Origin of the sequence: Amycolatopsis eburnea (assembly GCF_003937945.1) — a bacterium.
GTDB classification, from domain to species: domain Bacteria; phylum Actinomycetota; class Actinomycetes; order Mycobacteriales; family Pseudonocardiaceae; genus Amycolatopsis; species Amycolatopsis eburnea.
The window spans coordinates 1,004,339-1,028,257 of the sequence record NZ_RSEC01000058.1 but is presented as its reverse complement, the minus strand read 5'-3'; the positions used below and the strand labels follow the sequence as shown (position 1 = coordinate 1,028,257).

Below are 23,919 nucleotides of genomic sequence, written 5' to 3'. Positions count from 1 at the left end.
ATTCGAACGCTTCAAGGGAGCAAGCACGTGCCCGACCCCGCAACATGCGCCGCCATCGCCGCCCTCACCCTACTGGCGGTCAAGAACTGGTGGCGGTGCTGACGCAGGGTGACAGTGGTGCCCCGTGTGTATCCCCGGGGCACCACCCCACCCGGCTCAGGCGGCCGTTCCCCCAACCACCTCCCCGCCCTGCACGATGTACCTGAAGTTCTTCGGCTCCGCCAAAACCCCGACGTCGTCCAGCGGATCCCCCTCCACCACCAGCAGGTCCCCGTACGCACCCACCGCCAACGTCCCGATCTCCCCCGTCAAGTCCACCAGATCCGCCGCCGTCGAAGTTGCCGAACGGAGGACCTCCAACGGTGTCTGGACCTCCGCCCGCAGCCGGAACTCGTGGTTCTGGTGGCGGTGCATCCCACCCAGCAGATCCGTCCCGTAGACGATCTTCACCCCGCCACGAGCAGCCCGCTCCAGCGCGGCCAGGCCCGCGCCCAGGACCTCGTCCACCTTGCGCCAGCTCGACTCCGGGAGGCCGTGCTCGCGGCCCTCCTCCTTCAGCGCCCAGTACGTCACCAGCGTCGGCACGAGGTACGCGTCGTGGTCCAGGAACAGCGAAACGCTCCGGTCGTCCAGCAGGTTGCCGTGCTCGATCGAGCGGATGCCCAGCTCCAGAGCGCGGTTGACCGCTCGGGCCGTGTACGCGTGCGCGGCCACGTAGCGGTTCGCCGCCGACGCCTCTTCGACGATCGCGCTCAGCTCGTCCGCCGAGTACTGGGTCGAGTCGATGCGGTCGGTCGGGGAGGCCACGCCGCCCGAGGCCATCACCTTGATGTGGTGGGCGCCTTTCCGCAGCTCGTCGCGGGCGGCCGCGCGGACCGCGTCCACGCCGTCGGCCACGCGGCCGAGGCCGGCGCAGCAGGGGTGGTCGTCCTTCGCGTTCGCGCCGCGGGTGCGGCTGTCGCCGTGGCCGCCCGTCTGGCTCAGTGCCCGGCCGCAGAACAACAGGCGCGGGCCGCGGAACAGGCCTTCCGACTGGGCGTCCGCCAGGCCGTAGTCGGCGCCCGACGCGTCGCGGACCGTCGTGAAGCCGCGGTCCAGCATGCGGCTCATCGTGCGGGCGCTGTGGGCGGCCACATAGGACGGTGACGTCGACGGGAGCGAACCCAGGTCCGCCGTCGACGCCGTGACGTGGACGTGCGCGTCGACCAGGCCCGGCAGCACCACCGCGCCGCGGACGTCGATCGACCGCGCGTCGGGTGCGGACAGACCCGGGCCCGTCTCGACGATGCGGCCGGACTCGCACCGCAGGTCGCCTTCGGTGTACTCGCCCGACAGCGGGTCGAGCAGGCGGGCGTTGCGCAGCACCAGGTTCACCGGGTCACCTCCAGCAGGGCCGGGACCGCGAGCGGCGCCAGGGATTCGGCCGCCGCGATCGACTTCTCGTCGTACGCGCCTTCCGCGTCGAGGATGTTCAGCACCCCCAGGGTCCGGTCGCCGGAGACCACCGGGACGTTGATGATCGAGCCGCAGCCGAGGGATTCGATCAGCTCGTGGTCGGCGAAGATCTCGCGCACCGCCGCGCGGTCCGGGCCGAAGTACGGCTGCCGCGCGGTGATGCAGCGGTCGAGCCAGCCGGCCGCGACCTCCACCGTCTTCTCGCCGCCCACCGGGTACTCCGCCGGGTGGCTGCTGTGCACCCGGCGCAGCGCCCGGCGCTCCGGGAGCCACGCGAGAACCGTGAACAGCCGCACGCCCAGCTCGGCGCGCACCCGTTCCTCCACAGTGGACAAACTCACTTCGTCATCTCCTTCGCGACGGCCTTCGGGGCGCCGTGTTCGGTCAGTTCTTCCAGGGAGCGGCCCGCGGTGGACAGGCCGAAGACGAGCACGCAGAGCACGCCGGCCGCCAGCACCGCCGTCGTCAGGCCGAAGACGCCGGCGAAGCCGAGGCTCGCCGCGGACAGGCCGATGATCGTCGGCGCCAGGATGCTGCCGACCCGGCCGAACGCGCTGGACAGGCCGGTGCCGCTGGCGCGGATCCAGGTCGGGAACACCTCGGGCGTGTAGGAGTACACCCCGGCGTAGGTGCCGTTGAGGAAGAACGACAGCACCGCGCCGGCGAGGGTGATCGACCACGGCGCGCTCGTCTGGCTCAGCCAGAACGCGCTCACGGCCGAACCCGCGAGGTACAGCGCGATCGTGTGCTTGCGGTCGAGCCGTTCGGACAGCCACGCGGCCGAGAAGTACCCGGGCACCTGGGCCAGGTAGATGATGATCGAGAACTCGAAGCTCTTCGTCACCGTGATGCCGCGCTCCACGAGCAGCGTCGGGATCCAGGAGAAGAAACCGTAGTAAGAGAACGTGATCACGAACCAGACGGTCCAGATCACCGCCGTCCGGCGCCGCATCGCCGGGCTCCACAGGAACTTCAGCGCGCTGAACAGGTTGACCTTCGGCGTCTCGGTGGCCGGCGCCGCGTCGGCGGGCGGCACCGGCGGCAGCGCCTTGCCGGTCGCCTTCTCGACGTCGCGCTCGATCTTGGCGACGACGTTCTCGGCTTCGGCCGGACGCCCTTGCGCGAGCAGGAACCGCGGCGACTCGGGCAGGGACCGGCGCCACCACAGCAGCATCACGATCGGCAGCGCGGTGACGAGCTGCGCAACCCGCCAGCCTTCGTCGAACGACGGCACGATGAACCGCCCGATCAACGCCGCGGCGACGAACCCGAAGGAGAAGAACCCGGCGAGCGCGCCAACGAACCAGCCGCGCCGCTTGGCCGGGACGAACTCGGACAGGAACGGCGCGATGATCGCGCTCTCCGCACCGGCGCCCGCGCCGGCCAGCACCCGGGCGCCGAGGAAGACTTCGTAGTTGGGCGAGAAGGACGCGATCACGGAGAACACCGCGTAGAACGCCAGCGCGTACATCATGACCTTCTTGCGGCCGATGCGGTCGCCGAGCAGGCCGGCCGCGATCGCGCCGAAGAGGAAGCCGAACGGCGTCGCGGAGCCGATCAGGCCGAGCTGGCCGTTGTCGAGGCCCCACGCCGCCTTGGCGCTGGGCAGCAGGAAGGCGACGACGGCCGAGTCCATGCCGTCGAAGGTGTAGCCGAGCCCGCCGATGAGCAGCAGCTTGTAGTGGGGCCGGCTCAGCGGGAGCCGATCCAGTCTCGCGAGCAGGGTCATGGGGAACGCCTTCCGTGTCCGGGCGCCGGGGAGTGCGGACAACGTATACTGCGTTTTTGTCATTTTGCAATGTTTGTTGCAAGACGACATCGCTGCGTTACGGTCTACGCGGACGAGGGGAGGCGCCGAAGTGGCGGAGACCGACGACGGTTTCGAGGCGTGGCTGCGCGACCGGCTGCCCGCGCGGGGGCTGCGGCCGAAGTCGGCCGCGGTGCTGGAGGTGCTGGTCTCCCAGCCGCGGCGGGCGTCGTTCGGCTCGACGGCCGAGCTGGCGCAGCTCGCCGGCGTCAACGTCGCGACCGTGACGCGCACGGCGCAGGCGCTGGGCTTCGCCGGGTGGCCGGCGCTGCAGCAGGAGCTGCGGGCGCGGTACATGTCGTCGCTGAGCGCGCCGCAGGTCGCGGAGGAGCACCGCGGGGTCGGCTCGCCGGGCTCGGCCGCGCTGCGCCGCGACCTCGACAGCCTGGCCCTGCTGAACCGCCGGTTCGACGAGGACGTGCTGCGCGAAGTCGCCCAGGCGATCGGAGCCGCGCGCCGGACGCTGGTCATCGCCGACGGCAGTTACGCGGCGGTCGGGATCGCGATGGCGCACAACGCGCGCCTGGCCGGTTACGACGTGCACGCGGTGACGGCGGGCGACGCCGAACTCGCCAACCAGACGGCGAAGCTGACGGGCGACGACGTGCTGGTCGCGATCAGCTTCTGGCGCCTGTACGAGAGCACGGTCCTGGCGGCGGACGAGGCGAAGAGCCGCGGCGCGCGCGTCTTCGCCATCACGGACGCGGCCAGCCCGGCGCTCGCGGACGCGGCCGAGCACGTGCTGATGGTGCCCGCCGAGGGCGTGACGTTCTTCCCGTCGCTGACCGCGGGCATGGCGCTGGCCCAGGCGATCGTCGCCCAGCTGGCGGCGGTCGACCCGGTCCGCACGAGCGCGTCGATCGAGGCGGCGGAGGCCATGTGGTCGCGGTTCGACCTGCTGCACCGGAGGCCCTCCGCCAAATCCGGGTAGCCCGCAGGCATGGACCTCGGACTGCTGTACCCGACGCGTGACCGCGGCGAAGCCGACTTCGCCGAGCTGTGCCGCCGCCTCGACCCGGCCATCGGCCTCACCTTCGCCTACCCGGAGTGGGGCGAAGCCGCCGACCCGGCCGCGGCCGTGCGGGAGATCGGCGCGCCCGAACGGCTCACCCGGGCCGCCGACCGCTTCCCGGCCACGCCCGACGTCGTCAGCTGGGCGTGTTCCAGCTGCAGCTTCACCCGCGGGCTCGACGGCGCCCGCGCCCAGGCCCGGGCCCTCACCGGGCACCTCGGCGTCCCGGCGAGCAGCACGTCACTCGCCTACCTCGCCGCGCTCGACCGGCTCGACGTCGGCCGCGTCGCCCTCGCCTCCGTCTACCGCCCGGACCTGACCGCCGTCTTCGCCGCGTTCCTCGCCGAAGCGGGCGTGACGACCGTGCACGCCGTCTCGGCCGACGCCGGCTCGGACCGCGCGCTCGCCGCCTGGGGCCCGGCGCGGATCTTCGAGCTGGCCGAGGCGGCCGGGCACGAAGACGCGCAGGCCGTGCTCCTCCCCGAGACCGCCCTGCACACCACGCCGCTGCTCGCCGAACTGGAGACGCGGCTGGGCAAGCCGGTGCTGACGGCCACCGCCGTCACCGTCTGGGACGCGCTGGACCGGCACGGTGACGAGCCGGTCCAGGACGATCTCGGGACGTTGTTCAGTGGCGCGGCGGGGCGCCGTCGGCCGAGCTCATCCTCCTCGTGAAGCGGGCCGCGACGTCGCGGAGCTTGATGTTCGTGTGCTGGGACTCCACGATCAGCCGGTGCATCGCCGCGTCCTCGCTGACCCGGTGGATCAGCATCAGCATGCCCTTCGCCTGCTCGATCACCGCGCGCGTCTCCATCGCGTTGCGCAGCTCGTCGGCCAGGCGCCGGGCTTCGCGGTAGCGGCGGGTCAGGCGCAGGACCGTTTCCACGCACAACGTGAACAGGCGCAACACCTTCGTGTCGAACTCGTGGTAGCCGTGCGCGCCGAAGCCGAACAGCGTGACCGCGCCGACCAGGGTGTCGTCCACGCGCAGCGGGACCGCCAGGTAGCTGCCGACGCCGATTTCCTTCGCCGCGGCCACGAACTCGGGCCACCGCTCGTCCGTCTCGCCGACCGTCACGCGCACGACCTCGCCCGTCAGCGCCGCGAGCAGGCCGGGGCCGTCACCGGCCGCGTACTGCACGTCGTCGATGCGCCGGGCGCGTTCGTCGGTGAAGGCCGCGGTCTGCGTCACGCCGTCGCGGACCACCATGATGCTGGCCAGATCCGCGTCCGGCACCACGCGGACCGCTTCGCCGCAGACCGCGTCGAGCAGCCCGGGCGTGTCGGACACCGATTCGAGGACCCCGACGAGATCCGCCAGTACGGCGTTCAGCTCGTCGACCCGCTCCGCCATGCCGTCGCCAGTGGTCGGCAAGGCCCACCCCTCCCATGCGTCGAGCGGCGAGCACGGGGATGGGCTCGCCAGCAGCGTCAACCAAGACCACCGCTGGCGTTTCAACGGGTCCGGGTGAACTCTACCGGCCCAGTGCGCCCGGTTTGGCGAGGGCCGCGCCGGGTAGCCGAGGAAGATGGACGATCCGGCTGTCGATGACGAACTGTGGGCCGAGTTCCACCACGTGGTGAACATGACGTCGCGCGAGCTGGCGGACTGGCTGCGCACGCGCGACGCGAGCCCCGAGACCGAACCGCTGCCCGACCAGGCGGGCCCGCCGACCGGCCACCAGGTGCTGGCCATCCTGCGCAAGCGCCGGTCCGACGTGGACCGCGCCGACGCCGACGTGATGCGCAAGGTGATCGACCGGGTGCGCGCGCAGCGCCGTGCCGACCTCGAGCCGACGGCGGGCGAAGAGCACTGGCGGCACCGCCTGATGTCGATCGGGCACGACCCGCTCAAGCCGGCCTAGCGAGCCACCGCCTGCCACCGCTGGTTCGGGCCGTTGGTCGGCCGGTACAGGCCGATCCGCGCACCGTCCTCGCGGGACTCGCCGATGACGTCGAGCAGCTGCCCGGTCGCCGCGTTGACGAACGTCCAGGTGCCGTCGCCCGTCGTGGACAGCGTCCACAACGCGGCGGCGTCGCACGTTCCCGCCGGGGCCAGCGCCACCGCGCCGCCTGCCGTGCTCAGGACCTGGCCGGTGCCCGCGTTGGTGATGGTGAAGCGGTCGCGGTTGCCGTAGCGGCCGGTGCGGTCGGTGAGGGTCCAGCGCTGCGCGGGCGCCGACGCGTCGGTCGTGCGCTGCACCAGCGTGCCGTTTTCCGCCGCGAGCGACTTGCCGCTCTGCACGCCGGTGAACGCGAACGGCTTGCCCGAGCCGAGGCCCGTGCCGGCCGCCGTCGCGGAGACGCCGTCGACCAGGAAGCTCGTCACCGAGCGCGCGGGCACCCGCAGCGTGGCGCGCGCCGAGGTCACCTTCACCGGCTTGCCGCGCTTCAACGCGCCCGTGACGTCGGTGACGACCGGCGTCACCGACGCGCCCGGCCGGATGGTCCGGAACCCGGACAGGTCGAGCGTGACGTCCTGCTCGTCCGTGCCCGCGTTGGTGTGCACGACCGTTGCCAGGTCCTCACCGCGCATCGCGGCCGTCGACGCGGTGTCGTCGACGCCCACCAGCCGGTCACCCGGCCGGATGTAGTGGGTGAAGTTCCGCATGGTGTCGAACTTGGTGTTGGTGCGGATCTGGCACGTCTGCGGCGTGGCGGACGCCGGGCAGTCGAACGGGACCTGGATCTCGCCCCAGTTCATCCCGGCCGCGGACTCGCCGCCGGGCTTCATGTTGTTGTAGTCCTCGATCGGCTGCCAGCTCACCCACGCGCTCGGCTCCAGCAGGCGGAGGTCGTCGGTGATCTGCTTGGCCATCCCGAGCCCCGGGTCCATGGACGTGAAGTCCTGCCGGTCCAGCCAGCTGCCGCCGACCTCGCTCATCCACAACGGCTTCGCGGCGCCCTTCGCCAGGTCACGCGGGATCGGCCGGTTGCCGGTGCCGTAGGTGTGCACGTTGAGCCGTCCCGCCGCCGCACGGGCGTCGGCCGACCAGCCGGCCCAGTCCGCGGCGAAGATGTCCGGGTTGGTTTCGTCGGGCGCGGAGACGACCGTCTTCGACCCGGCGAGCGCGGCCGCCATCGCCGGGATCAGCTGCGACTGGACCGACGGGCCGATGTGCGCGCCCTCCTGGCGCCCGCCGGTCGGGTTGCCGTCGGCGCCGAGCGTGGTCTTCCAGTAGTTCGTGTTCGGCTCGTTGAGCGGGTTCACCGAGGCGAACTTGATGCCGTGCGCGCTTTCGAGCGTCCGCACGACCTGGGCCAGGTACGCGGTGAAGTCGCCGATCTTGTCCGGGCGCAGCTGCTCTTCGGTGGCGTTGAAGCCGCCGGAGACGTACCCGGAGACGGTCTGGAAGTACGGCGGCGAGTTGCTGAACGCCTCCCACTTCGTGACGCGGTTCTTGATCTTGTCGACCCACCAGCGCTGGTTCGGGTCGGCGGCGGTGTCGAACTCCGCCGGATCGCCCGGGGTCCACCAGTCCTTGTCGGCGCGCGTGGTGCCGGCCGGCGCCTTCCACCAGCCGGGGACGGCGCCGCCCGCGCGCAGGTACGGCGGGACGTCGGGGGCGTTGCCGCCGCCGACGTTGAACCGCGCGATGTTCAGGTTCAGCCCGTCGGCGCCGAAGACCAGGTCGGCCAGCCGGTTGCGGATCGAGTCGGGGTAGCCGCCGGTGGCCTCGGCCATCCAGGCGAGGCTGGCGCCCCAGCCGTCGAACGGCTGCTGCCGGTACGCCGGATCCGGCTTCACCGTGACGGCGGTGGCCGCGGCCGCCGGGGCCGCGACGACCGCGGCGCCGATCAGGGGTACACAAAGGACGGTGAGCAAACGCTTGCGGTTCATCGTCGAACTGCCCTTCGGTGCGGTGGGGACTTCTCAGGCTTCCGTGTGGCCCAGGAGTGGCCGCGGCGCGAACCGGGCCGCCGGGTCGAGCATCGTGCCGAGTTCGAGCACGACCAGTTCGTTCCGGCCGGCCCGGACCACCGGGCGCGGCACGTACAACGTCCGCTGCGGCCCGCGCCGCCAGTACCGGCCGAGCGGGAAGCCGTTGAACCACGCCAGCCCCTTGCCCCACTCCCCGGTGTCGAGGAAGAGGTCGGCGGACGCGTCGACGTCGATGCCGGCGCGCAGCAGCACCGGCCCGGCCACCGGACCGGCCACCGCGGCGCCCGGCGACGGCCGCGCCGACGGCACCTCGGTCAGGTCGAGCGGCAGCACGTCCCAGCCGGTCAGCGGCTCGCCGTGCAGCTCCGCGCCGCCGACGATCCCCTTCGCCTCGCCGATCCGGGGGCCGTAGTCGACGCGGCCCTGGTCCTCGACCAGCACCAGCAGCTCACCCGCCGCGCGCGGCAGCGCGATCGCGCGGTCGTGGTGCTCGCGGGAAAGCGTGCCGATCGGGTCGCCGTCGAAGAACACCGTCGCCCGGTCGCGCACCTCGCCGAAGGTCAGCACGCCGGGGGTGTCCCCTTCGACGGCGCAGCGCAGCAACGCCAGCTGCGGCATCGGCGTCAGGTCGTCGAACGCGGGCAGTTCCTCGTGGAACTCCCAGGTGCCCCAGAGATCCGGCGCGTCGAGCAGCCGGACCGGGTCGCGCAGGACCCCGTGCGGCGTCGGCGCCGGGCGCGCCGGCGGCGGGACGGTGTCGGGAACCTTGTGGTAGCGCGCGATCACGTCGCGGAAGGCGTGGTACTTCGGGGTCGGGTCACCGGCCTCGTCCAGCGGCGCGTCGTAGTCGTAGGACGTGACGATCGGCTGGTAGACGCCCTTGTCGTTGGCCCCGTTGGTGCAGCCGAAGTTGGTGCCGCCGTGGAACATGTACAGGTTGACCGACGCGCCGGCCGCGAGCAGCGCGTCGAGCTCGGCCGCCGAGTCCGCGGCCGGGGTGGTGTGGTGGTGCGCGCCCCAGTTGTCGAACCAGCCGTTCCAGAACTCGCTGCACATCAGCGGCCCGGTCGGCTGGTGCGCCCGCAGGATCGCCAGCCGCTCCCGCGCGCCGGAGCCGAAGGAAGCCGTGCGGTGCAAGCCGTCGAGGCTGCCCGCTTCGAGCATCTCCGGCGTCGGCTGGTCCACTGTGGTCAGTGGCACGGTGACGCCGGACGCGCGCGTGTGCTCGGCAAGCGCTTTCAGGTAGCGCTTGTCGTCGCCGAACGCGCCGTACTCGTTCTCGATCTGGACCAGCAGCACCGGTCCACCGCGGTCGATCTGGTGCGGCACCACGACTTCGTAGACGCGCGTCAGGTATTCGCGCACGGCGGCGAGGTACCGCGGCTCGAACCGCCGCACCCCCACCGCCGGGTCGCGGAACAGCCACGCCGGCAGGCCGCCGTTGTCCCATTCGGCGCAGATGTACGGGCCGGGCCGGACGATCGCGTACATCCCGGCCTCGGCGATCAGCCGCAGGAAGCGGTCCAGGTCGAGCCCGCCGGTGAGGTCGAAGACGCCGGGCTCGGGCGCGTGCGCGTTCCACGGCACGTACGTTTCGATGGTGTTGAGGCCCATCCGCCGGGCCTTGTCGATCCGGTCGGCCCACAGGTCCGGGTGCACCCGGAAGTAGTGCAGGGCGCCGGAAAGAATCCGGAACGGGCGGCCGTCCAGCAGGAAGTCGGTGTCCCCGATGGCGAACTCAGGCATGCCCGCCGGCCTCCGGGCTCAGCTGGAGCACGGTCCAGGACAAGGGTGGCAGTGTCACGGTGATGGTGGTCCCCCCTGGGTCGGACGTCACGGCGGTGCCGGGCAACGGCACCGGCCGGACCGGTTGCGAGACGGCGGTGTTGACGGCGTGCCGGGATTCGCCGTCGGGCGCGGTCAGGGTTTCGGCGGCGTAGACCCCGAACCGGGCACCGCGCAGCCGGAGGCGGACCTCGGTCGGTGCCGCCGTGGCGCGGTTGGTCAGGAACACCGCGCCCCGCCCGGAATCTTCGACCGTCGCGGCGACGTCGACGAGGTCGACTTCGCCGTGCTGCGCGGTGCGCAGCCGCGGTCCCTCGACCGACAGGCGCAGGCTCGACCCGCCGGCCAGCGCGGCGACCCGCTGGAACGGGTGGAACGTCGACTGCCGCCAGGCCGGCCCGCCCGGCTCGGTGCGGATCGGCGCGATGACGTTCACCAGCTGCGCCTGGTTCGCCATCGTGACGCGATCGACGTTGCGCAGCAGCGAACTCAGCAGCGACCCGACGACGACCGCGTCGGTGACGGTGTAGTCGTCCTCGATGATCCGCGGGTGCTCCCGCCAGCCGCCTTCGGCGAGCCGCGCCTGGTCGACCTCGTTCCAGCGGCGCAGGTCCCAGACGTTCCACTCGTCGACGCTGATCCCGACGTCGAGCCCGAGCTCGTCGATGATCCCCGCCACCGTGCCGATGTAGGCGTCGAGCGCGGCGCCGCTGGCCAGGTAGCTGTCGGTGTCGCCGTGCAGTTCCTGGTAGTAGGCGTGCAGCGAGATGTGGTCGACGAGCCCGGCCGTGTGGCGCAGCACCGTGCGCTCCCACTCGCCGAACGTCGGCATGTCCGCGTGCGAACTGCCGGCGACGACGAGCTCGAGGCCCGGGTCGATCATCCGCATGACCCGCGCGGTCTCGGCGGCCAGGCGGCCGTACTCGTCGGCGGTCTTGTGGCCGATCTGCCAGGGGCCGTCCATCTCGTTGCCCAGGCACCACAGCTTGAACCCGAACGGGCGGTCGGCGCCGTTCGCGCGCCGCCGCTCGCTCAGTTCCGTGCCACCGGGGTGGTTGCAGTACTCCAGGACGTCGGTGGCTTCCTGGATGCCGCGGGTACCGAGGTTGACCGCGTACATCACCTCGATACCCGCGGCTTCGGCCCACGCGACGAATTCGTGCAGGCCGAAGCGGTTGGACTCCACGCTGTGCCAGGACGGGTCGAGCCGGCGGGGCCGGTCCGGGCCGACGCCGTCCTCCCAGCGGTAGCCGGAGACGAAGTTGCCGCCGGGGTACCGGACAACCGTCGGCCCGAGTTCCCGCACCAGCTCCAGGACGTCGCCGCGGAAGCCGCGTTCGTCCGAAGTGGAGTGCCCGGGTTCGTACAACCCGGTGTACACGGACCGGCCCATGTGCTCGACGAACGAGCCGAAGAGGCGACGCGGGACGGGGCCGATGACCTGGCCCGCGTCGCCTTCGATGTGGACGCTCATCCCGCGCTGACCGTGAAGCCCTGCTGGTTTCCGTAGTCCACAATGGCCTGCTGCCAGGCCGCCAGCCCGGCGTCGAGGCCGGTGCCGTTCAGGTAGGCCTTGCCCGCGGTGTCGCTGAAGACGCTGTTGGCGTAGGTCTGGTACGGCAGGTAGGTCCAGCCCGGGGCGACGTCCTTCGACGCCTGCGTGAGCACCTCGTTGACCTTCTGGCCGCCGAAGTACGGCAGCGCCTCGCCGACGAACGCGGGTGAGGTCAGGTCGGCCGTGGTGGACGGGAAGCCACCGCTCTTGATGAACGGCTGGACGCCGCCGCCGTGGTTGAGCCAGCGCACGAACCCCGCCGCCAGCGCCGGGTTGGCGCTCTGCTTGAGCACCGACTGCGCGCTGCCGCCGTTCTCCGCGGTGACCGCCTTCTGCCCGTCGTAGGTCGGCATCGGCGCGACCGCCCACTTGCCGCTGCCGCCGGGGACCGAGGAGATGAAGTTGCCCGGCATCCAGGCACCGGTGACCAGGGAGGAGATGGTGCCGTCGCCGAGGGCGCGGAACCAGTCGTCGGACCACTCCTTGACCGGGGCGAGCAGCTTGCCGCCGATCAGCTGGTCCCACATCGCGGTCCACTTCTTGGTGCCCGCGTCGGCGAGGTTCACCTTCACGTTCCGGCCGTCGACGCTGAACGGGTGCCCGCCGGCCTGCCAGATCATGCTCAGCGCGAACCCGGGGTCGCCGGTGTCCGAGGTGATGTACTTCGTGGGGTCGGCGGCGTGCAGCTTCTTCGCCGCGGCGATGTACTCGTCCCAAGTCTTCGGCACCGCGATGGCGTTCTTGTCGAAGACTTCCTTGTTGTAGAACAGCGCCATCGGCCCGGAGTCCTGCGGCAGGCCGTAGATCCCGTTGCCGTTCTTGACCTGCGCCCACGTCGAGGCGCTGTAGTCCTTTTCGAACGAGCCGAAGCCGAACTGGTTCAGGTCGGCCAGCGCGTCGGTCAGCGCGAACTGCGGGAGGGCGTAGTACTCGATCTGCGCGACGTCCGGCGCGCCGGAGCCCGCCTTGATCGCGTTCTGCAGCTTGGTGTACTCGTCCTTGTTCGTTCCGGCGTTGACGTAGTTGACCTTGACGTTCGGGTATTCCTTCTCGAACGCGGCGACCTGGTCCTTGGCCGACGGGGTCCAGCTCCAGTAGGTGATCGTCCCGCCGGCCTTGAGCGCGGCGTCGACGGAGTCCTGGGTGCCGGTGGCGGCGGCGGGCCCGGACGTGCTCCCGGAGGAGCACCCGGCCGCGAGGGCGGCGGCGAGCGCCACGGCGGCGAACGCCTTGGCGCGACTGCGGATGCGTGACATCGAGTGTCCCTTCACGACGGTGTGACGGCTATTGCTTGACGCTGCCCGCGCTCAGCCCGGACTGCCAGAACCGTTGCATGAGCAGGAAAGCGAGGACGAGGGGGATGATCGTGAGCAACGACCCCGTGAGCACGAGGTTGAAGATCGGCTGCGCGCCGGCGCCGTTGGCCTGCGCGCTCCACTGGTTGAGCCCGACGGTCAGCGGGTACCACTTCGGTTCGCTGAGCATGATCAGCGGCAGGAAGTAGTTGTTCCAGGTCTGCACCATCGTGAACAGCGCGACGGTGACGATCCCGGGCACCAGCTGGCGCAGCGTCACGGTGAGGAAGATCCGGAACTCGCCCGCGCCGTCGATCCGCGCCGCCTCCAGCAGCTCGTCGGGGATGGCGTCGGCGGCGTAGACCCAGATCAGGTAGAGGCCGAACGGGCTGATCAGCGACGGGATGATGATGGCCAGCGGGGTGTTGGTCAGGCCCAGCTTGCTGAACATCAGGAACGTCGGCACGGCGAGCGCGGTGGCCGGCACGGCGACCGCGCCGAGCACGACGGCGAACACCGCGCGGCGGCCCGGGAAGCGGTACTTGGCCAGCCCGTACCCCGCCGCGGTGGCGAGGATGGTCGCGCCGCCGGCGCCGACCACGACGTAGAGCAGCGTGTTGCCCAGCCAGCGGAAGAAGATCCCGTTGTTGTAGGTGAACGTCTGGGCGATGTTGTCGAAGAGCGCGAACGGCCCGCCGAAGGACAGGCCCGACGTCGAGAACAGCGCCGCCTGGGTCTTGGTCGCGTTGATCACCAGCCACGCCAGGGGAACCAGGGTGTAGAGCAGGTACAGCGCCATGACGGCGGTGAGCGTGCGCGACTTCCTGGGCCGCGTCACCGAAAACGTGGCCACGTCACATCCCCTTCCGGGTACCGCGCAGCTGCACGACGTAGGCGATGACCGCGGTGATCACGCCCATCACGATCGCGACCGTGGCGGAGTAGTTGTACTGCTGACCGGCGAAGGAAAGGTTGTAGGCGTACATGTTCGGCGTGTAGAAGGTGCCGATCACGTTCGGCACCAGGTTGCGCATGATGTTCGGCTCGTTGAACAGCTGGAAGCTGCCGATGATCGAGAAGATCGTCGCGATCACGATGGCGCCGCGGATGGCGGGGAGCTTGACGGAGAAGATCGTGCGGAACGTGCCGGCGCCGTCGATCGCGGCGGCCTCGAACAGCTCCTTGGGGATCACCTTCAGCGCCGAGTAGAAGATGAGCATGTTGTAGCCGACGAACTCCCAGGTCACGACGTTGCCGATGGAGGTGAGCAGCCAGTTCTGGGACAGCGGCTTGACGGCGTCGGTGCCGAGCAGGTGGTTGAGGTCCGCGGCGAGTCCGAAGTGGTCACCGTAGATGAAGCCCCACATCAGCGCGGCGACCACGGCGGGCACCGCGTACGGCAGGAAGATCACGATCCGGAAGAACCCGGCGGCGTGCAGCCGGGCGCTGTCGATCGCCAGCGCCGCGACCAGCGCGAGCAGCAGCATGATCGGCACCTGCACGGCGAGGAACACCAGCACCCGCTGGAAGGACTCCCAGAACTTCGGGTCGGCGAGCACCTGCGCGTAGTTGTCGGCGCCGACGAAGACCGTGCCGCCGAAGAAGGCCTGGTCGCGGAAGAGGCTGAGGACGAAGGCGTAGACGACGGGCGCGATGAACGTCAGCGCGAACACGAGCATGAAGGGGGCGACGAAGAGCCAGCCGCGCCAGTTCCGCCGCCGACGGCGGGCCCGCGGCGCCGGCCGAGCCGGTGCCGCGACGGGCGGTGCCGCTGTGGACGTCATCGTCCCTCCGGGTTTTCGTACCGATGTTTACGTCAACATTTCCGCGCCGAAGGGTAACGTGTTGACGTAAACATGTCCAGGACACCCGAGGAGCCACCCGTGCCGACTGCATCCCCCCGCCGTGGACCGTCGATGGCGGACGTCGCGCGCGAGGCCGGGGTGTCCGGTCAGACGGTGTCGCGGGTCGCGAACGGCCGGACGAACGTCGACGACGCCACGCGCGACCGGGTCCTCGCCGCGATGCGCCGGATCGGCTACCGGCCCAACAGCGCGGCCCGCGCGCTGCGCAACGGCAAGTTCCGCAGCATCGGCGTGATCATCTCGGCGCTCCCGACGTTCGGCAACAGCCGCACCCTCGACGCCATCGCGGCGGCCGTCGTCGCGCAGGGGTTCTCGATCATCCTGATGCCGGTGACGCGGCCGACGCAGGGCGAGGTGACGGGCGCCTTCAGCAAGCTGAACGAGCAGGCGGTCGACGGCGTGATCATCCTGATCGAGCAGCACCAGCTCGACCAGAGCGAAATCGAGCTGCCGCACGGGCTTCCGGTGGTCGTGATCGATTCGAGCGCGCGCTACGACTACCCCGTCGTGGACACCGACCAGGCCGACGGCGCCGCGACGGCGACCCGGCACCTGCTTTCGCTGGGGCACGAGACGGTGTGGCACATCGCGGGCCCACCGCAGTCCTATTCGGCCGAACGGCGGCGGAAGTCCTGGCGGTCCACTTTGGAGCTGGCGGGTGCGTTCGTGCCCCCGGTGCTGACGGGTGACTGGTCTCCGTCGTCGGGCTACGAGGCGGGTTTGACGCTGGCGGCGGACCCGTCGGTGACGGCGGTGTTCGCGGCGAACGACCAGATGGCGCTGGGCTTGTTGCGAGCGTTGCACGAGACGGGCCGGCCGGTGCCGGGCGAGGTGAGCGTGGTCGGGTTCGACGACATGGAGGAGTCGGCGCACTTCTGGCCCCCGCTGACGACGATCCGCCAGTCCTTCGAGGCGGTCGGACGGCACGCGGTGGCGGCGCTGCTGACGGAGATCGAGACGGGCGCGGAGGCGGGCGAACCGGTGAGCGTCCCGACGGAGCTGGTCCTGCGCTCCAGCACGGCACCTCCCCCGGTGAGCTGAAGCGAGGGCCGCGGAATTGTCGGTGCCGTCCGGTAGCGTGGAAAACGGGGGGCGCCCCCGAGCGGCAGTTCTCGTTTCAGCGTGGGGAAGGCGGGGCATTACCGGCCCACCAAGCCGGGACCCCCGGCCCGCGAACGTCGCAATGGTGTGGACCATTCGGCGTCATCCCCACCGAAACGAGGCCGCCATGCTCGCCATTCTCGCCGCCGTGCTCTTCGGGCTCGCCCTGCTGATGGAGCTGGCCGGGTTCGGGCTCGGCCCGGTCATCACGACCGGGACGCTGACCACCGCCGGCTTGCTGTGCGTGGCCCTGCACCTGGCCGGGGTCGCCACCGACCGGTCGCGGTTCAGCCGGCGGCGGCGCCGCTGACCTCCGCCGCGCGCGTCAGCACCTGCGCGAACACCTCGGCCGACTGCGCGCCGGCGACGCCGAAGCGCTGGTCGACCACGAAGAACGGGACGCCGGACGCGCCGAGCGCGCGGGCCTGCTCGCCGTCCGCCGCGACTTCGGCTTCGTAGGCGTCGGATTCGAGCACGGCCCGCGCCTCCCCGGCGTCGAGCCCCGCCTCGGCGGCCAGCTCCACCAGCGAATCGCGGTCGAACAGCGACCGGCGCTCGGTGAAGTGCGCGCGGTAGAACCGGTCGACGACGGCGTCGGCCAGCCCGCGGTCGGCGGCCAAGTGGACCAGGCGGTGGCCGTCGACGGTGTTGCCCATGTGGACCCCGTCCAGGTGGTACTCGAGCCCGTCGGCGGCCGCGCGCTCTTCCATCTGCGCTTCCATCGCGTCGGCCTCTTCCAGTGTGCGGCCGTACTTTTCGGCCAGCACCTCCCGCGTCGGCCGCGAAGTCCCGCGCGGGAACGACGGGTCGAGCTGGAACGAGTGGTGCACCACCTCGACTTCGACACCGAGTTCGGCGACCGCCTGCTCGAAGCGGCGTTTGCCGAGATAGCACCAGGGACAGACGAGATCGGACCAGATGTCTACGCGCACGGGACCAAGCTAACCGGAGGGGCGCCGCGCACTTCAAGGTAACCGGCGGCGACCTGCGGGATAGGGTGGGCCCGGTGACCGTCTCGACCGACGACATCGTCCGGCACGCCGCGCGGCTGCTGTTCGCCGGCACCCGCCTCGACCTCGGCCGGATGGCCGCCGAACTGGGGATCTCGCGCACCACGTTCTTCCGCCGCGTCGGCAACCGCGACGACGTCATGGGCGCGGGGCTGCGCCTGCTGTCCGACCGCACCTGGCAGCGCGCCCTCGACGGCTGGCGCGCCACCCACGGCGACGCGGTCCGCACGCCGGACGGCCGGTTGCGCTGCCTGTGGGTCATGGAGGAGTACCGCCGCGAAGTCGCCGGCAACGACGGCATGCGCAAGCTGATCGAGGCGGAGTCGACGGTCGCGCTGCGCGTGCTGACCGACCCGCGCGGGGCGGTTCAGCCGGTACTGGTCGACCAGCACGTGGAGCTGTTCCGCGCCGACGCCGAGGCGGCCGGGCTGACGCCGTTGGTGGACCTGCCGGACCTGGCGTTCGCGGTGGTGCGGCTGGGCGAGTCGTTCCTGTACTCGGACGTGCTGGCCGCCCGCACGGTGGACCTGGCGGTGGCGACGACCCTGCTGGACACGCTCGTCCGCGGCGCCCTGGAGCCGGCCGCTTCCCGCTGACCGGCGATCGGCCGGGCAGACCACGCGGCCAGGTGACCCCGCCGCCGGTCGCACTTTTGTCACGTGCGTGAGTGCCGGACCGGCCAGGTTCACTGAGCGACCGCACAGTCCGTCAACCACTCACCCATTCGGCCGTTGTGGAACATTTCAGCGAAGTGTTTCATAAGGCGACCGGAAAGCGGTTACCCCGCGCCCGGCCCGCGGCACGCCCTTCGTTGCCGTGCAACGGTTCCATCGGTCCGCCCGTCCGTGTCCGGGCCCGCTTTCGCCTGCCCGGGGAAAGAGAGCGATCCATGTCCGTACTCACCAGCCCGCCGACGTCGTCAGGCCCGGGTGAGAAAATTTCCCGCCGCCGCCCGTGGCGCGTGAAGGCCGCCGGGGTCATCGCCGCCGCGCTGGCGGTGACCACCGCGGTCGCCTCGCCGGCACCCGCCGCCGACAACCCCTACGAGCGCGGGCCGGACCCGACCACGGCCAGCATCGAGGCCAGCCGGGGCAGCTTCGCGACCAGCACCACCACCGTGTCGAGGCTGGCCGTCTCCGGCTTCGGCGGCGGCACCATCTACTACCCGACGAGCACGACCGCCGGCACGTTCGGCGCGATCTCGATCGCCCCCGGCTTCACCGCCACGCAGTCGAGCATCGCCTGGCTGGGCCCGCGCCTGGCGTCCCAGGGCTTCGTCGTGTTCACCATCGACACCCTGACCACCAGCGACCAGCCCGACAGCCGCGGCAGGCAGCTGCTGGCCTCGCTCGACTACCTCACCCAGCAGAGCTCGGTCCGGTCCCGCATCGACAGCAGCAGGCTCGGCGTCGTCGGGCACTCGATGGGCGGCGGCGGCACGCTCGAAGCCGCGCGCTCACGGCCGTCGCTGCAGGCCGCCGTGCCGCTGACCGGCTGGAACCTGACGAAGAACTGGTCGACCGTGAGCGTGCCGACCCTGGTCGTCGGGGCGGAGGCGGACACCATCGCGCCGGTGGCGACGCACTCGATCCCGTTCTACACCAGCCTGCCGTCCACTTTGGACAAGGCGTACCTCGAGCTGCGCGGCGCCAGCCACTTCGCGCCGAACACGTCGAACACGACGATCGCGAAGTACACGCTGTCCTGGCTCAAGCGGTTCATCGACAACGACACCCGCTACGAGCAGTTCCTCTGCCCGATCCCGGGCACCAGCCTGTCCATTTCGGACTACCGGGGCACCTGCCCGCACCACGGCTGACGGCGGCCGCCGGGCCCGCGCGTCAGCGTTCCGCGGGCTCGGCGGACCACTGCAGCAGGAACCGCAGCGCCTCTTCCGAGGGTGACCCGGGTTCGGCGGTGTAGGCCACCAGCCGCTGCCCCGGGTGCGTCTCGACGGCGAACTGCTGCACGTCCAGGGTGACCGGCCCGGCCACCGGGTGGCGGTAGGTCTTGGTCAGCTCGCGGGCCCCGCGCACCTGGTGGCTGTCCCACCACAGCCGGAAGTCCGCGTCCTTCTCCAGCAGCTCGCGCACGAGCGCGGCGAGCACCGGGTCGGCGGGATCGCGGCCCGCCTCCATCCGCAGCACCTCGACGCACGCGCCCGCCGCGCGCGGCCAGTCCGCGTACCGGGCGCGGTAGTCCTCGTCGAGGAACGTCAGCCGGATCAGGTTGCGCTCGGCGGGCGGCCGCGCTCCGAAATCGCCCAGCAGCGCGACCGCCGCGCGGTTCCAGGCCAGCACGTCCTGGCGGCGGTTCAGCACCATCGCCGGAACGTCCGGCATGCCGTCGAGCAGCTGCCGCAGCGGGCCGGCGACGGTGTCCCCGGCCGGCGCCCGGGTCTCCGGCGCGACGTCGGCCAGGGTGAACAGGTACGCGCGCTCGTCCGGCGCCAGCCGCAACGCGTCGGCGAGCGCGTCGAGGACCGCACGGGACACGCGCCGCGTGCGGCCCTGCTCCAGCCGGACCACGTAGTCGATGCTGATGTGCGCGAGCTGGGCCAGCTCCTCCCGGCGCAGGCCGGGGACCCGCCGGAGGCGGCCGTCGTCGGGCAGCCCGGCCCGGCGCGGGTCGAGCGCGGCGCGGCGAGCCCGCAGGAACTCGCCCAGTTCGGTACCTGCCATGCCCCCAGTGTCGCAAGGCCGCCCGCCGCGTGCCTGGTACCAGGGTGCATAGGCAGTTCCCTCCCTGGCCCGCCACCCGGAACCGGGCGACGGTGGAGCCATGACCGAACGAACCACCCTCCGCATCGGCGACCTGACCACCGGCCGGATCGGCTACGGCGCGATGCGCCTCACCGGCCCCGGCCACTGGGGCGACTACCCCGACCGCGCCGCGGGCATCGCACTGCTGCGCCAGGTCGTCGACGCCGGCGTGACGCTGATCGACACCGCCGACGTCTACGGCCCGCACACCAACGAGCAGCTCATCCGCGACGCCCTCCACCCGTACCCGGAGCACCTGGTGCTCGCGACCAAGGGCGGCTTCGTCCGCAGCGGCCCGGAGATCTCGACGATCGCCGCGATCGGGCACCGCCAGTACCTGCGCCAGTCCGCGCTGCTGAGCGCGCGCCGCCTCGGCGTCGAGCGGATCGACCTCTACTACCTGCACAGCGGCTACGCGCAGGACGCCTCGTTCGAAGACCAGGTCGGCACGCTCGCGGAGCTGCGGCGGGAAGGCGTGATCGGGCACATCGGCCTGTCCAACGTGACGCTGGAGCAGCTGAAGGCCGCGCGGGAGATCGTCGAGATCGCCGCCGTCACCGCGCACTACAACGTCGTGGACCGCCACGAGCAGCCGTTGCTGGACGCCGCCGCCGAGGCCGGCGCGGTCTTCGTGCCGTGGCAGCCGGTGTCGCTCAGCACGCCGGGCGCGCCCACCGACACCGCCGGGCCGGCCGCCGTCCGCGGCGTCCTCGAACCGATCGCAGCACGGCACGGCGCCACCGTCTCCCAGGTCGCTCTCGCTTGGCTGCTCGGCCGCTCGCCCGCCGTCCTGCCGATCCCCGGCACGACGTCGCTGGCGCACGTGCGCGAGAACCTCGCCGCGCAGGACCTCGTGCTCAGCCCGGACGAGACCGCCGCGATCACCGCGCTACGACACTGACCTTCCCCCTGGTGTGCCCGGCTTCCTGGTAGGTGAACGCGGCACGCAGGTCGTCGAACGGGTAGGTCCGGTCGATGACCGGCGTGAGCGCGCCGGACTCGGCGAACGCGGCCAGCTCGCCCAGCACCGCCTGCTTGTCCGGGCAGGCCACCGCGTCGGCGAGGACGACCCGCCGTCGCGCGAAGGGGCCGGACGCCAGCGCGGCGAAGACGTGCCCGGCGGGCTGCAGCCAGCGCCCGGCCGGGCCGCCGACGGCGACGAAGGTGCCTCCGCGCTCAAGCACCCGGCGGCAGGCGAACACCGACCGGCCGCCGGCGATGTCCAGCACGAGGTCGTACCGGCGGCCGCTCCGCGTGAAGTCTTCGGTCCGGTAGTCGACGACGTGCGCGGCGCCGAGCGAGCGCACGAGGTCGGCACCGGCCGCGCCGCACACGGCGTCGACGTGCGCGCCGAGCGCCTTGGCCAGCTGGACGGCGAAGGTGCCGACCCCGCCGGAAGCGCCGTTGACCAGCACCCGCTGCCCCGGCGCCACGCCGCGCAGGGAGAGCAGCGCGGTGACGCCGGCCATCGGCATCGTCGCGGCCTGCTCGTGCGTCAGGTTCGCCGGCATCGGCGCCAGCAGGTCTTCGGGCACGCAGACGTACTCGGCGTGGGCGCCTCGCGGCAGGAGTGCGTAGACGTCGTCACCGGGCGCGAAGCGTGTCCCGGCGGTCTCGACCCGGCCGGCCAGGTCGCAGCCGAGCACCCCGGCCGGCGGGCGGCGGAGCCCGAAGCCGCCGGTCATCAGGCGGGCCACGCGGGGCTCGCCTCTCAGGAAGTGCCAGTCGTACGGGTTGACCGAAGTGGCGTGGACCCGGACGAGCACTTCGCCCGCGCCGGGCACCGGATCGGGCACGTCCTCCCAGTTCAGGCTGTCGGGCGGGCCGTACACACGCTGGACGAGAGCCTTCATCGCGCCTCCCTTACGTTGTAAGTCTTACGTCGTAAGGTAGCTCCGGACCGGACGGGGGGTCAAGGCAGACTTACGTTGTACGATCTTGCGCGTGACCACCGAAGCCCGGATCCCGCTGAGCCGGGAGCGCGTCCTCCGCACGGCCGTCGCGCTCGCCGACGAGCACGGCCTGCCCGCGGTGACGATGCGCCGGCTCGCGGAGGAGCTCGGCGCCGAGGCGATGTCGCTCTACTACCACGTGGCCAAGAAGGAAGACGTGCTCGACGGGATCGTCGACGTCGTGGCCCAGGAGATCAACGAGGCGGTCGCCGCGCTCGAGGCGGGCCCGGACTGGAAGCTGACGGCCCGGCGGCGCATCCTCGCCGCCCGCGAGGTGTTCCTCCGCCACCGCTGGGCCCCGGCGCTGTTCGGGACGCGGTCGTCGACGAGCCCGGCGGTGCTGAAGTACTACGACAACCTGGTCGGCTTGATGCGCGAAGGCGGCTTCTCGCACGACCGGATCCACCACGCGCTGCACGCGCTCGGCAGCCGGGCGCTGGGGTTCAGCCAGGAGCCGTTCGACCCCGGCCCGGGCGCGTCGGCCGAGGTCCCGCCGGAAGTGGTCGCGCAGCTGCCGAACCTGGTGGCCATGCTGAGCGAGATCGCCCACGACGACCCGGATTCGACGCTGGGCTGGTGCGACGACCAGGCGGAGTTCGAGTTCGGCCTGGACCTCGTCCTCGACGGGCTGGACCGGTTGCGGTAGTCCACCAGGTGGGACACCCCGGCGTACCGGAGCAGAATCGGCGGGGTGTCACGACCACTGCGGAAGCTCGGCTTCCTGACCATCGGCCTCTTCGACGCGGCCGACCCGCGGCGGGGGCACGAGTCGACCCTCGAGATCATCGAGCTGGGTGAGCGGCTCGGGTTCGACAGCGCCTGGGTGCGGCACCGCCACCTGCAGTACGGCATCTCGTCGCCGGTCGCCGTGCTCGCCGCCGCGTCGCAGCGGACCAGCCGGATCCACCTCGGCACCGCCGTCATCCCGCTCGGCTGGGAAAACCCGCTGCGGCTCGCCGAGGACCTCGCCACCGTCGACCTGCTGTCGGGCGGGCGGCTCAACCCCGGGCTCAGCGTCGGCCCGCCGATGCGGTGGGACGACGTCAAGCAGGCCCTCTACCCGGACACCGCCGACGTCGAAGACTTCTCCTACGACCGGGTGGAACGGCTGCTCGGGTTCGTGCGCGGCAAGCCGGCCACCGGGTTCAGCGGCACGCAGGGGTTCGAGGTGTTCTCCGACCGCGTCCAGCCGCAGGCACCCGGGCTCGGCGACCGCCTCTGGTACGGCGGCGCGAGCCTGCGCTCGGCCGAGTGGGCGGGCAAGCACGCGATGAACTTCCTGACCAGCAGCGTGGTCAGGGCCGAAGGCGACAGCACGGACTTCGCGGAAATCCAGCTGTCGCACATCAAAGCGTTCCGCGCGCACCACCCCGACGGCGAGTCCGCCCGCGTCTCGCAGGGCCTGGTCGTGATCCCGACCGACAGCGCGACGCCGGAGCAGCGCGCGAAGTACGAGGAATACGCCCGGAAACGGCTGCCCCGCACGGCCGAACCGCAGGGCCCGGCCCGGATGCTCTTCTCCCCCGACTTCGTGGGCACGTCGGCCGAGATCGCCGAACGGCTCCACGCGCACGAGGCGTTCCGCGAAGTCGACGAGGTGGCTTTCGCCCTGCCGTTCACCTTCGACCACGAAGACTACGTGCAGATCCTCACCGACATCGCGGAACGCCTCGGCCCGGCGCTGGGCCGGAGTTCCTGACCTACTTGTTGGTGCCCGGGGTCAGCACCTTGTCGATCACGAAGACCGTGGCGTTCTTCGTGGGGATGTTGCCGCACAGGATCTTCGCGCCGTTGACGGTCATGTTCTCACCCGAACCCTCGATCTTCAGCGGGCCGCCGGCGGTGTTCAGCGTGTCGAGCGAGCCCGCGGACGCGAGGCCCTTGGCGTCGTAGCGCTTGCCGACGACGTGGTACTGCAGGATCGGCGCCAGCTCGGCGGGTTTGCCGGCCAGCTCGTTGAACTTGGCGTCGCCCAGCGCGGCGAACGCCGGGTCGGCCGGCGCGAACACCGTGATGGCCTGCTGGCTGTTGAGCGTGTCGACCAGGTTGGTGGCCTTGACCGCGGCCACCAGCTTGGTCAGCAGCGGGTTGGTCGACGCGGCCGAGGCGACCGGCTGCGGGCCCATCGAGTCCAGCGAACCGGGCGCGGAACCCTGCGGCAGCTGGGAACAGGCCGGACCGAACACGTCGGCGTTGGTGGTCACGCCGTCCGCGGCGGCCGCGCTGGAGGACGGCGCGGCCATCGACGACGACGGCGCCATCGAGCTGCTGGAGCTGCCCGACGAAGCGGTGTCGCTGCTGCTGCACGCGGTCAGCGAAAGGGCGGCGACAGCGGCGACGCCGATTCCGGCGACACGAAGCTTGGTCACGAAAATCACTCCCACAATGAGCTTGGAACTTCTTCTTGTCCGGTATTCGGAACTACTCGGAAAGCGGA

The 23,919-nt window shown here is 71.5% G+C and carries 24 protein-coding genes; 10 read left to right on the top strand and 14 right to left on the bottom strand.

From position 1 onward, the window contains the following. Positions 1-156 precede the first annotated feature (156 nt). From EIY87_RS30365 to EIY87_RS30355, 3 genes are read right to left on the bottom strand one after another with little or no spacing between them, the layout of a single operon-like run. The gene (locus EIY87_RS30365) at positions 157-1,374 is read right to left on the bottom strand and encodes a metal-dependent hydrolase family protein (protein WP_125313244.1); all 1,218 of its coding nucleotides are present in this window, start codon (positions 1,372-1,374) and stop codon (positions 157-159) included. Next, positions 1,371-1,796, bottom strand: a complete 426-nt coding sequence (locus EIY87_RS30360) for a GAF domain-containing protein (RefSeq protein ID WP_125313243.1) — start codon at positions 1,794-1,796, stop codon at positions 1,371-1,373. The genes EIY87_RS30365 and EIY87_RS30360 overlap by 4 nt, the downstream gene beginning before the upstream one ends. Then, complete coding sequence (locus EIY87_RS30355; RefSeq protein WP_125313242.1) at positions 1,793-3,184, bottom strand: MFS transporter; 1,392 nt, start codon at positions 3,182-3,184, stop codon at positions 1,793-1,795. Before EIY87_RS30355 ends, EIY87_RS30360 begins: the two co-directional genes overlap by 4 nt. A 130-nt stretch (positions 3,185-3,314) precedes the next feature. Here EIY87_RS30355 and EIY87_RS30350 point away from each other — a divergent pair, with 130 nt between their 5' ends. Both EIY87_RS30350 and EIY87_RS30345 read left to right on the top strand, forming a co-directional pair. Continuing rightward, positions 3,315-4,193 (top strand): MurR/RpiR family transcriptional regulator, encoded by an 879-nt coding sequence (locus tag EIY87_RS30350; protein ID WP_125313241.1) that lies wholly within the window; start codon positions 3,315-3,317, stop codon positions 4,191-4,193. Positions 4,194-4,202: 9 nt separating this feature from the next. Continuing rightward, the gene (locus tag EIY87_RS30345; protein ID WP_125313240.1) at positions 4,203-4,949 is read left to right on the top strand and encodes a maleate cis-trans isomerase family protein; all 747 of its coding nucleotides are present in this window, start codon (positions 4,203-4,205) and stop codon (positions 4,947-4,949) included. Here the strand turns inward: EIY87_RS30345 and EIY87_RS30340 are convergent. After that, entirely contained in the window at positions 4,903-5,628 is a 726-nt protein-coding gene (locus EIY87_RS30340) for an ANTAR domain-containing response regulator (protein WP_191984340.1), read from the bottom strand. The two genes, EIY87_RS30345 and EIY87_RS30340, sit on opposite strands and share 47 nt — an antisense overlap. Before the next feature lie 175 nt (positions 5,629-5,803). On the opposite strand from EIY87_RS30340, the gene EIY87_RS30335 reads away from it, so the two are divergent. Then, positions 5,804-6,139 carry a DUF3140 domain-containing protein gene (locus tag EIY87_RS30335; RefSeq protein ID WP_125313238.1) on the top strand — a complete coding sequence of 112 codons (336 nt, stop codon included), beginning with the start codon at positions 5,804-5,806 and terminating at the stop codon, positions 6,137-6,139. On the opposite strand, the gene EIY87_RS30330 is transcribed toward EIY87_RS30335, so the two are convergent. From EIY87_RS30330 to EIY87_RS30305, 6 genes are read right to left on the bottom strand one after another with little or no spacing between them, the layout of a single operon-like run. Beyond that, positions 6,136-8,115: a glycoside hydrolase gene (locus EIY87_RS30330; protein WP_125313237.1), complete on the bottom strand. Its 1,980-nt coding sequence runs from the start codon at positions 8,113-8,115 to the stop codon at positions 6,136-6,138. The genes EIY87_RS30335 and EIY87_RS30330 overlap by 4 nt on opposite strands. A gap of 33 nt (positions 8,116-8,148) precedes the next feature. Next, positions 8,149-9,903, bottom strand: a complete 1,755-nt coding sequence (locus tag EIY87_RS30325; protein WP_125313236.1) for a glycoside hydrolase family 35 protein — start codon at positions 9,901-9,903, stop codon at positions 8,149-8,151. Then, positions 9,896-11,416, bottom strand: a complete 1,521-nt coding sequence (locus tag EIY87_RS30320) for an alpha-N-arabinofuranosidase (RefSeq protein WP_125313235.1) — start codon at positions 11,414-11,416, stop codon at positions 9,896-9,898. Before EIY87_RS30320 ends, EIY87_RS30325 begins: the two co-directional genes overlap by 8 nt. After that, complete coding sequence (locus tag EIY87_RS30315) at positions 11,413-12,753, bottom strand: ABC transporter substrate-binding protein (protein ID WP_191984308.1); 1,341 nt, start codon at positions 12,751-12,753, stop codon at positions 11,413-11,415. The genes EIY87_RS30320 and EIY87_RS30315 overlap by 4 nt, the downstream gene beginning before the upstream one ends. 28 nt (positions 12,754-12,781) lie before the next feature. Then, positions 12,782-13,645, bottom strand: coding sequence for a carbohydrate ABC transporter permease (locus tag EIY87_RS30310; protein WP_125313234.1), 864 nt, complete (start codon positions 13,643-13,645; stop codon positions 12,782-12,784). A 1-nt stretch (position 13,646) separates the two neighbouring features. After that, a complete protein-coding gene (locus EIY87_RS30305) occupies positions 13,647-14,576 on the bottom strand; it encodes a carbohydrate ABC transporter permease (RefSeq protein WP_191984307.1) in 930 nt (309 codons plus the stop codon). A 132-nt stretch (positions 14,577-14,708) separates the two neighbouring features. On the opposite strand from EIY87_RS30305, the gene EIY87_RS30300 reads away from it, so the two are divergent. Then, positions 14,709-15,698 carry a LacI family DNA-binding transcriptional regulator gene (locus EIY87_RS30300; RefSeq protein WP_225440157.1) on the top strand — a complete coding sequence of 330 codons (990 nt, stop codon included), beginning with the start codon at positions 14,709-14,711 and terminating at the stop codon, positions 15,696-15,698. A 187-nt stretch (positions 15,699-15,885) separates the two neighbouring features. After that, on the top strand, positions 15,886-16,068 hold the full coding sequence (locus EIY87_RS30295; protein ID WP_091317050.1) for a hypothetical protein: 183 nt from the start codon (positions 15,886-15,888) through the stop codon (positions 16,066-16,068). Here the strand turns inward: EIY87_RS30295 and EIY87_RS30290 are convergent. After that, positions 16,046-16,678, bottom strand: coding sequence for a DsbA family oxidoreductase (locus EIY87_RS30290; RefSeq protein WP_125313609.1), 633 nt, complete (start codon positions 16,676-16,678; stop codon positions 16,046-16,048). The two genes, EIY87_RS30295 and EIY87_RS30290, sit on opposite strands and share 23 nt — an antisense overlap. A gap of 86 nt (positions 16,679-16,764) precedes the next feature. Between EIY87_RS30290 and EIY87_RS30285 the strand changes: the two genes are divergently transcribed. Further along, complete coding sequence (locus tag EIY87_RS30285) at positions 16,765-17,364, top strand: QsdR family transcriptional regulator (RefSeq protein WP_125313232.1); 600 nt, start codon at positions 16,765-16,767, stop codon at positions 17,362-17,364. 293 nt (positions 17,365-17,657) lie between these two features. Further along, on the top strand, positions 17,658-18,587 hold the full coding sequence (gene bdeA, locus EIY87_RS30280; protein ID WP_125313231.1) for a bis(hydroxyethyl) terephthalate hydrolase: 930 nt from the start codon (positions 17,658-17,660) through the stop codon (positions 18,585-18,587). Between the two features lie 22 nt (positions 18,588-18,609). Here bdeA and EIY87_RS30275 read toward each other — a convergent pair whose 3' ends face one another. Then, entirely contained in the window at positions 18,610-19,449 is an 840-nt protein-coding gene (locus EIY87_RS30275; RefSeq protein WP_125313230.1) for a helix-turn-helix transcriptional regulator, read from the bottom strand. Between the two features lie 100 nt (positions 19,450-19,549). On the opposite strand from EIY87_RS30275, the gene EIY87_RS30270 reads away from it, so the two are divergent. After that, entirely contained in the window at positions 19,550-20,431 is an 882-nt protein-coding gene (locus tag EIY87_RS30270) for an aldo/keto reductase (protein ID WP_125313229.1), read from the top strand. On the opposite strand, the gene EIY87_RS30265 is transcribed toward EIY87_RS30270, so the two are convergent. Next, the gene (locus EIY87_RS30265; protein WP_125313228.1) at positions 20,412-21,383 is read right to left on the bottom strand and encodes an NAD(P)-dependent alcohol dehydrogenase; all 972 of its coding nucleotides are present in this window, start codon (positions 21,381-21,383) and stop codon (positions 20,412-20,414) included. The two genes, EIY87_RS30270 and EIY87_RS30265, sit on opposite strands and share 20 nt — an antisense overlap. A 91-nt stretch (positions 21,384-21,474) precedes the next feature. Here EIY87_RS30265 and EIY87_RS30260 point away from each other — a divergent pair, with 91 nt between their 5' ends. Next, positions 21,475-22,128 carry a TetR/AcrR family transcriptional regulator gene (locus EIY87_RS30260; protein WP_125313227.1) on the top strand — a complete coding sequence of 218 codons (654 nt, stop codon included), beginning with the start codon at positions 21,475-21,477 and terminating at the stop codon, positions 22,126-22,128. A 45-nt stretch (positions 22,129-22,173) separates the two neighbouring features. Further along, the gene (locus tag EIY87_RS30255; RefSeq protein ID WP_125313226.1) at positions 22,174-23,181 is read left to right on the top strand and encodes an LLM class flavin-dependent oxidoreductase; all 1,008 of its coding nucleotides are present in this window, start codon (positions 22,174-22,176) and stop codon (positions 23,179-23,181) included. A 1-nt stretch (position 23,182) separates the two neighbouring features. On the opposite strand, the gene EIY87_RS30250 is transcribed toward EIY87_RS30255, so the two are convergent. Next, positions 23,183-23,851, bottom strand: a complete 669-nt coding sequence (locus EIY87_RS30250) for a fasciclin domain-containing protein (RefSeq protein WP_125313225.1) — start codon at positions 23,849-23,851, stop codon at positions 23,183-23,185. Positions 23,852-23,919: the final 68 nt, after the last annotated feature.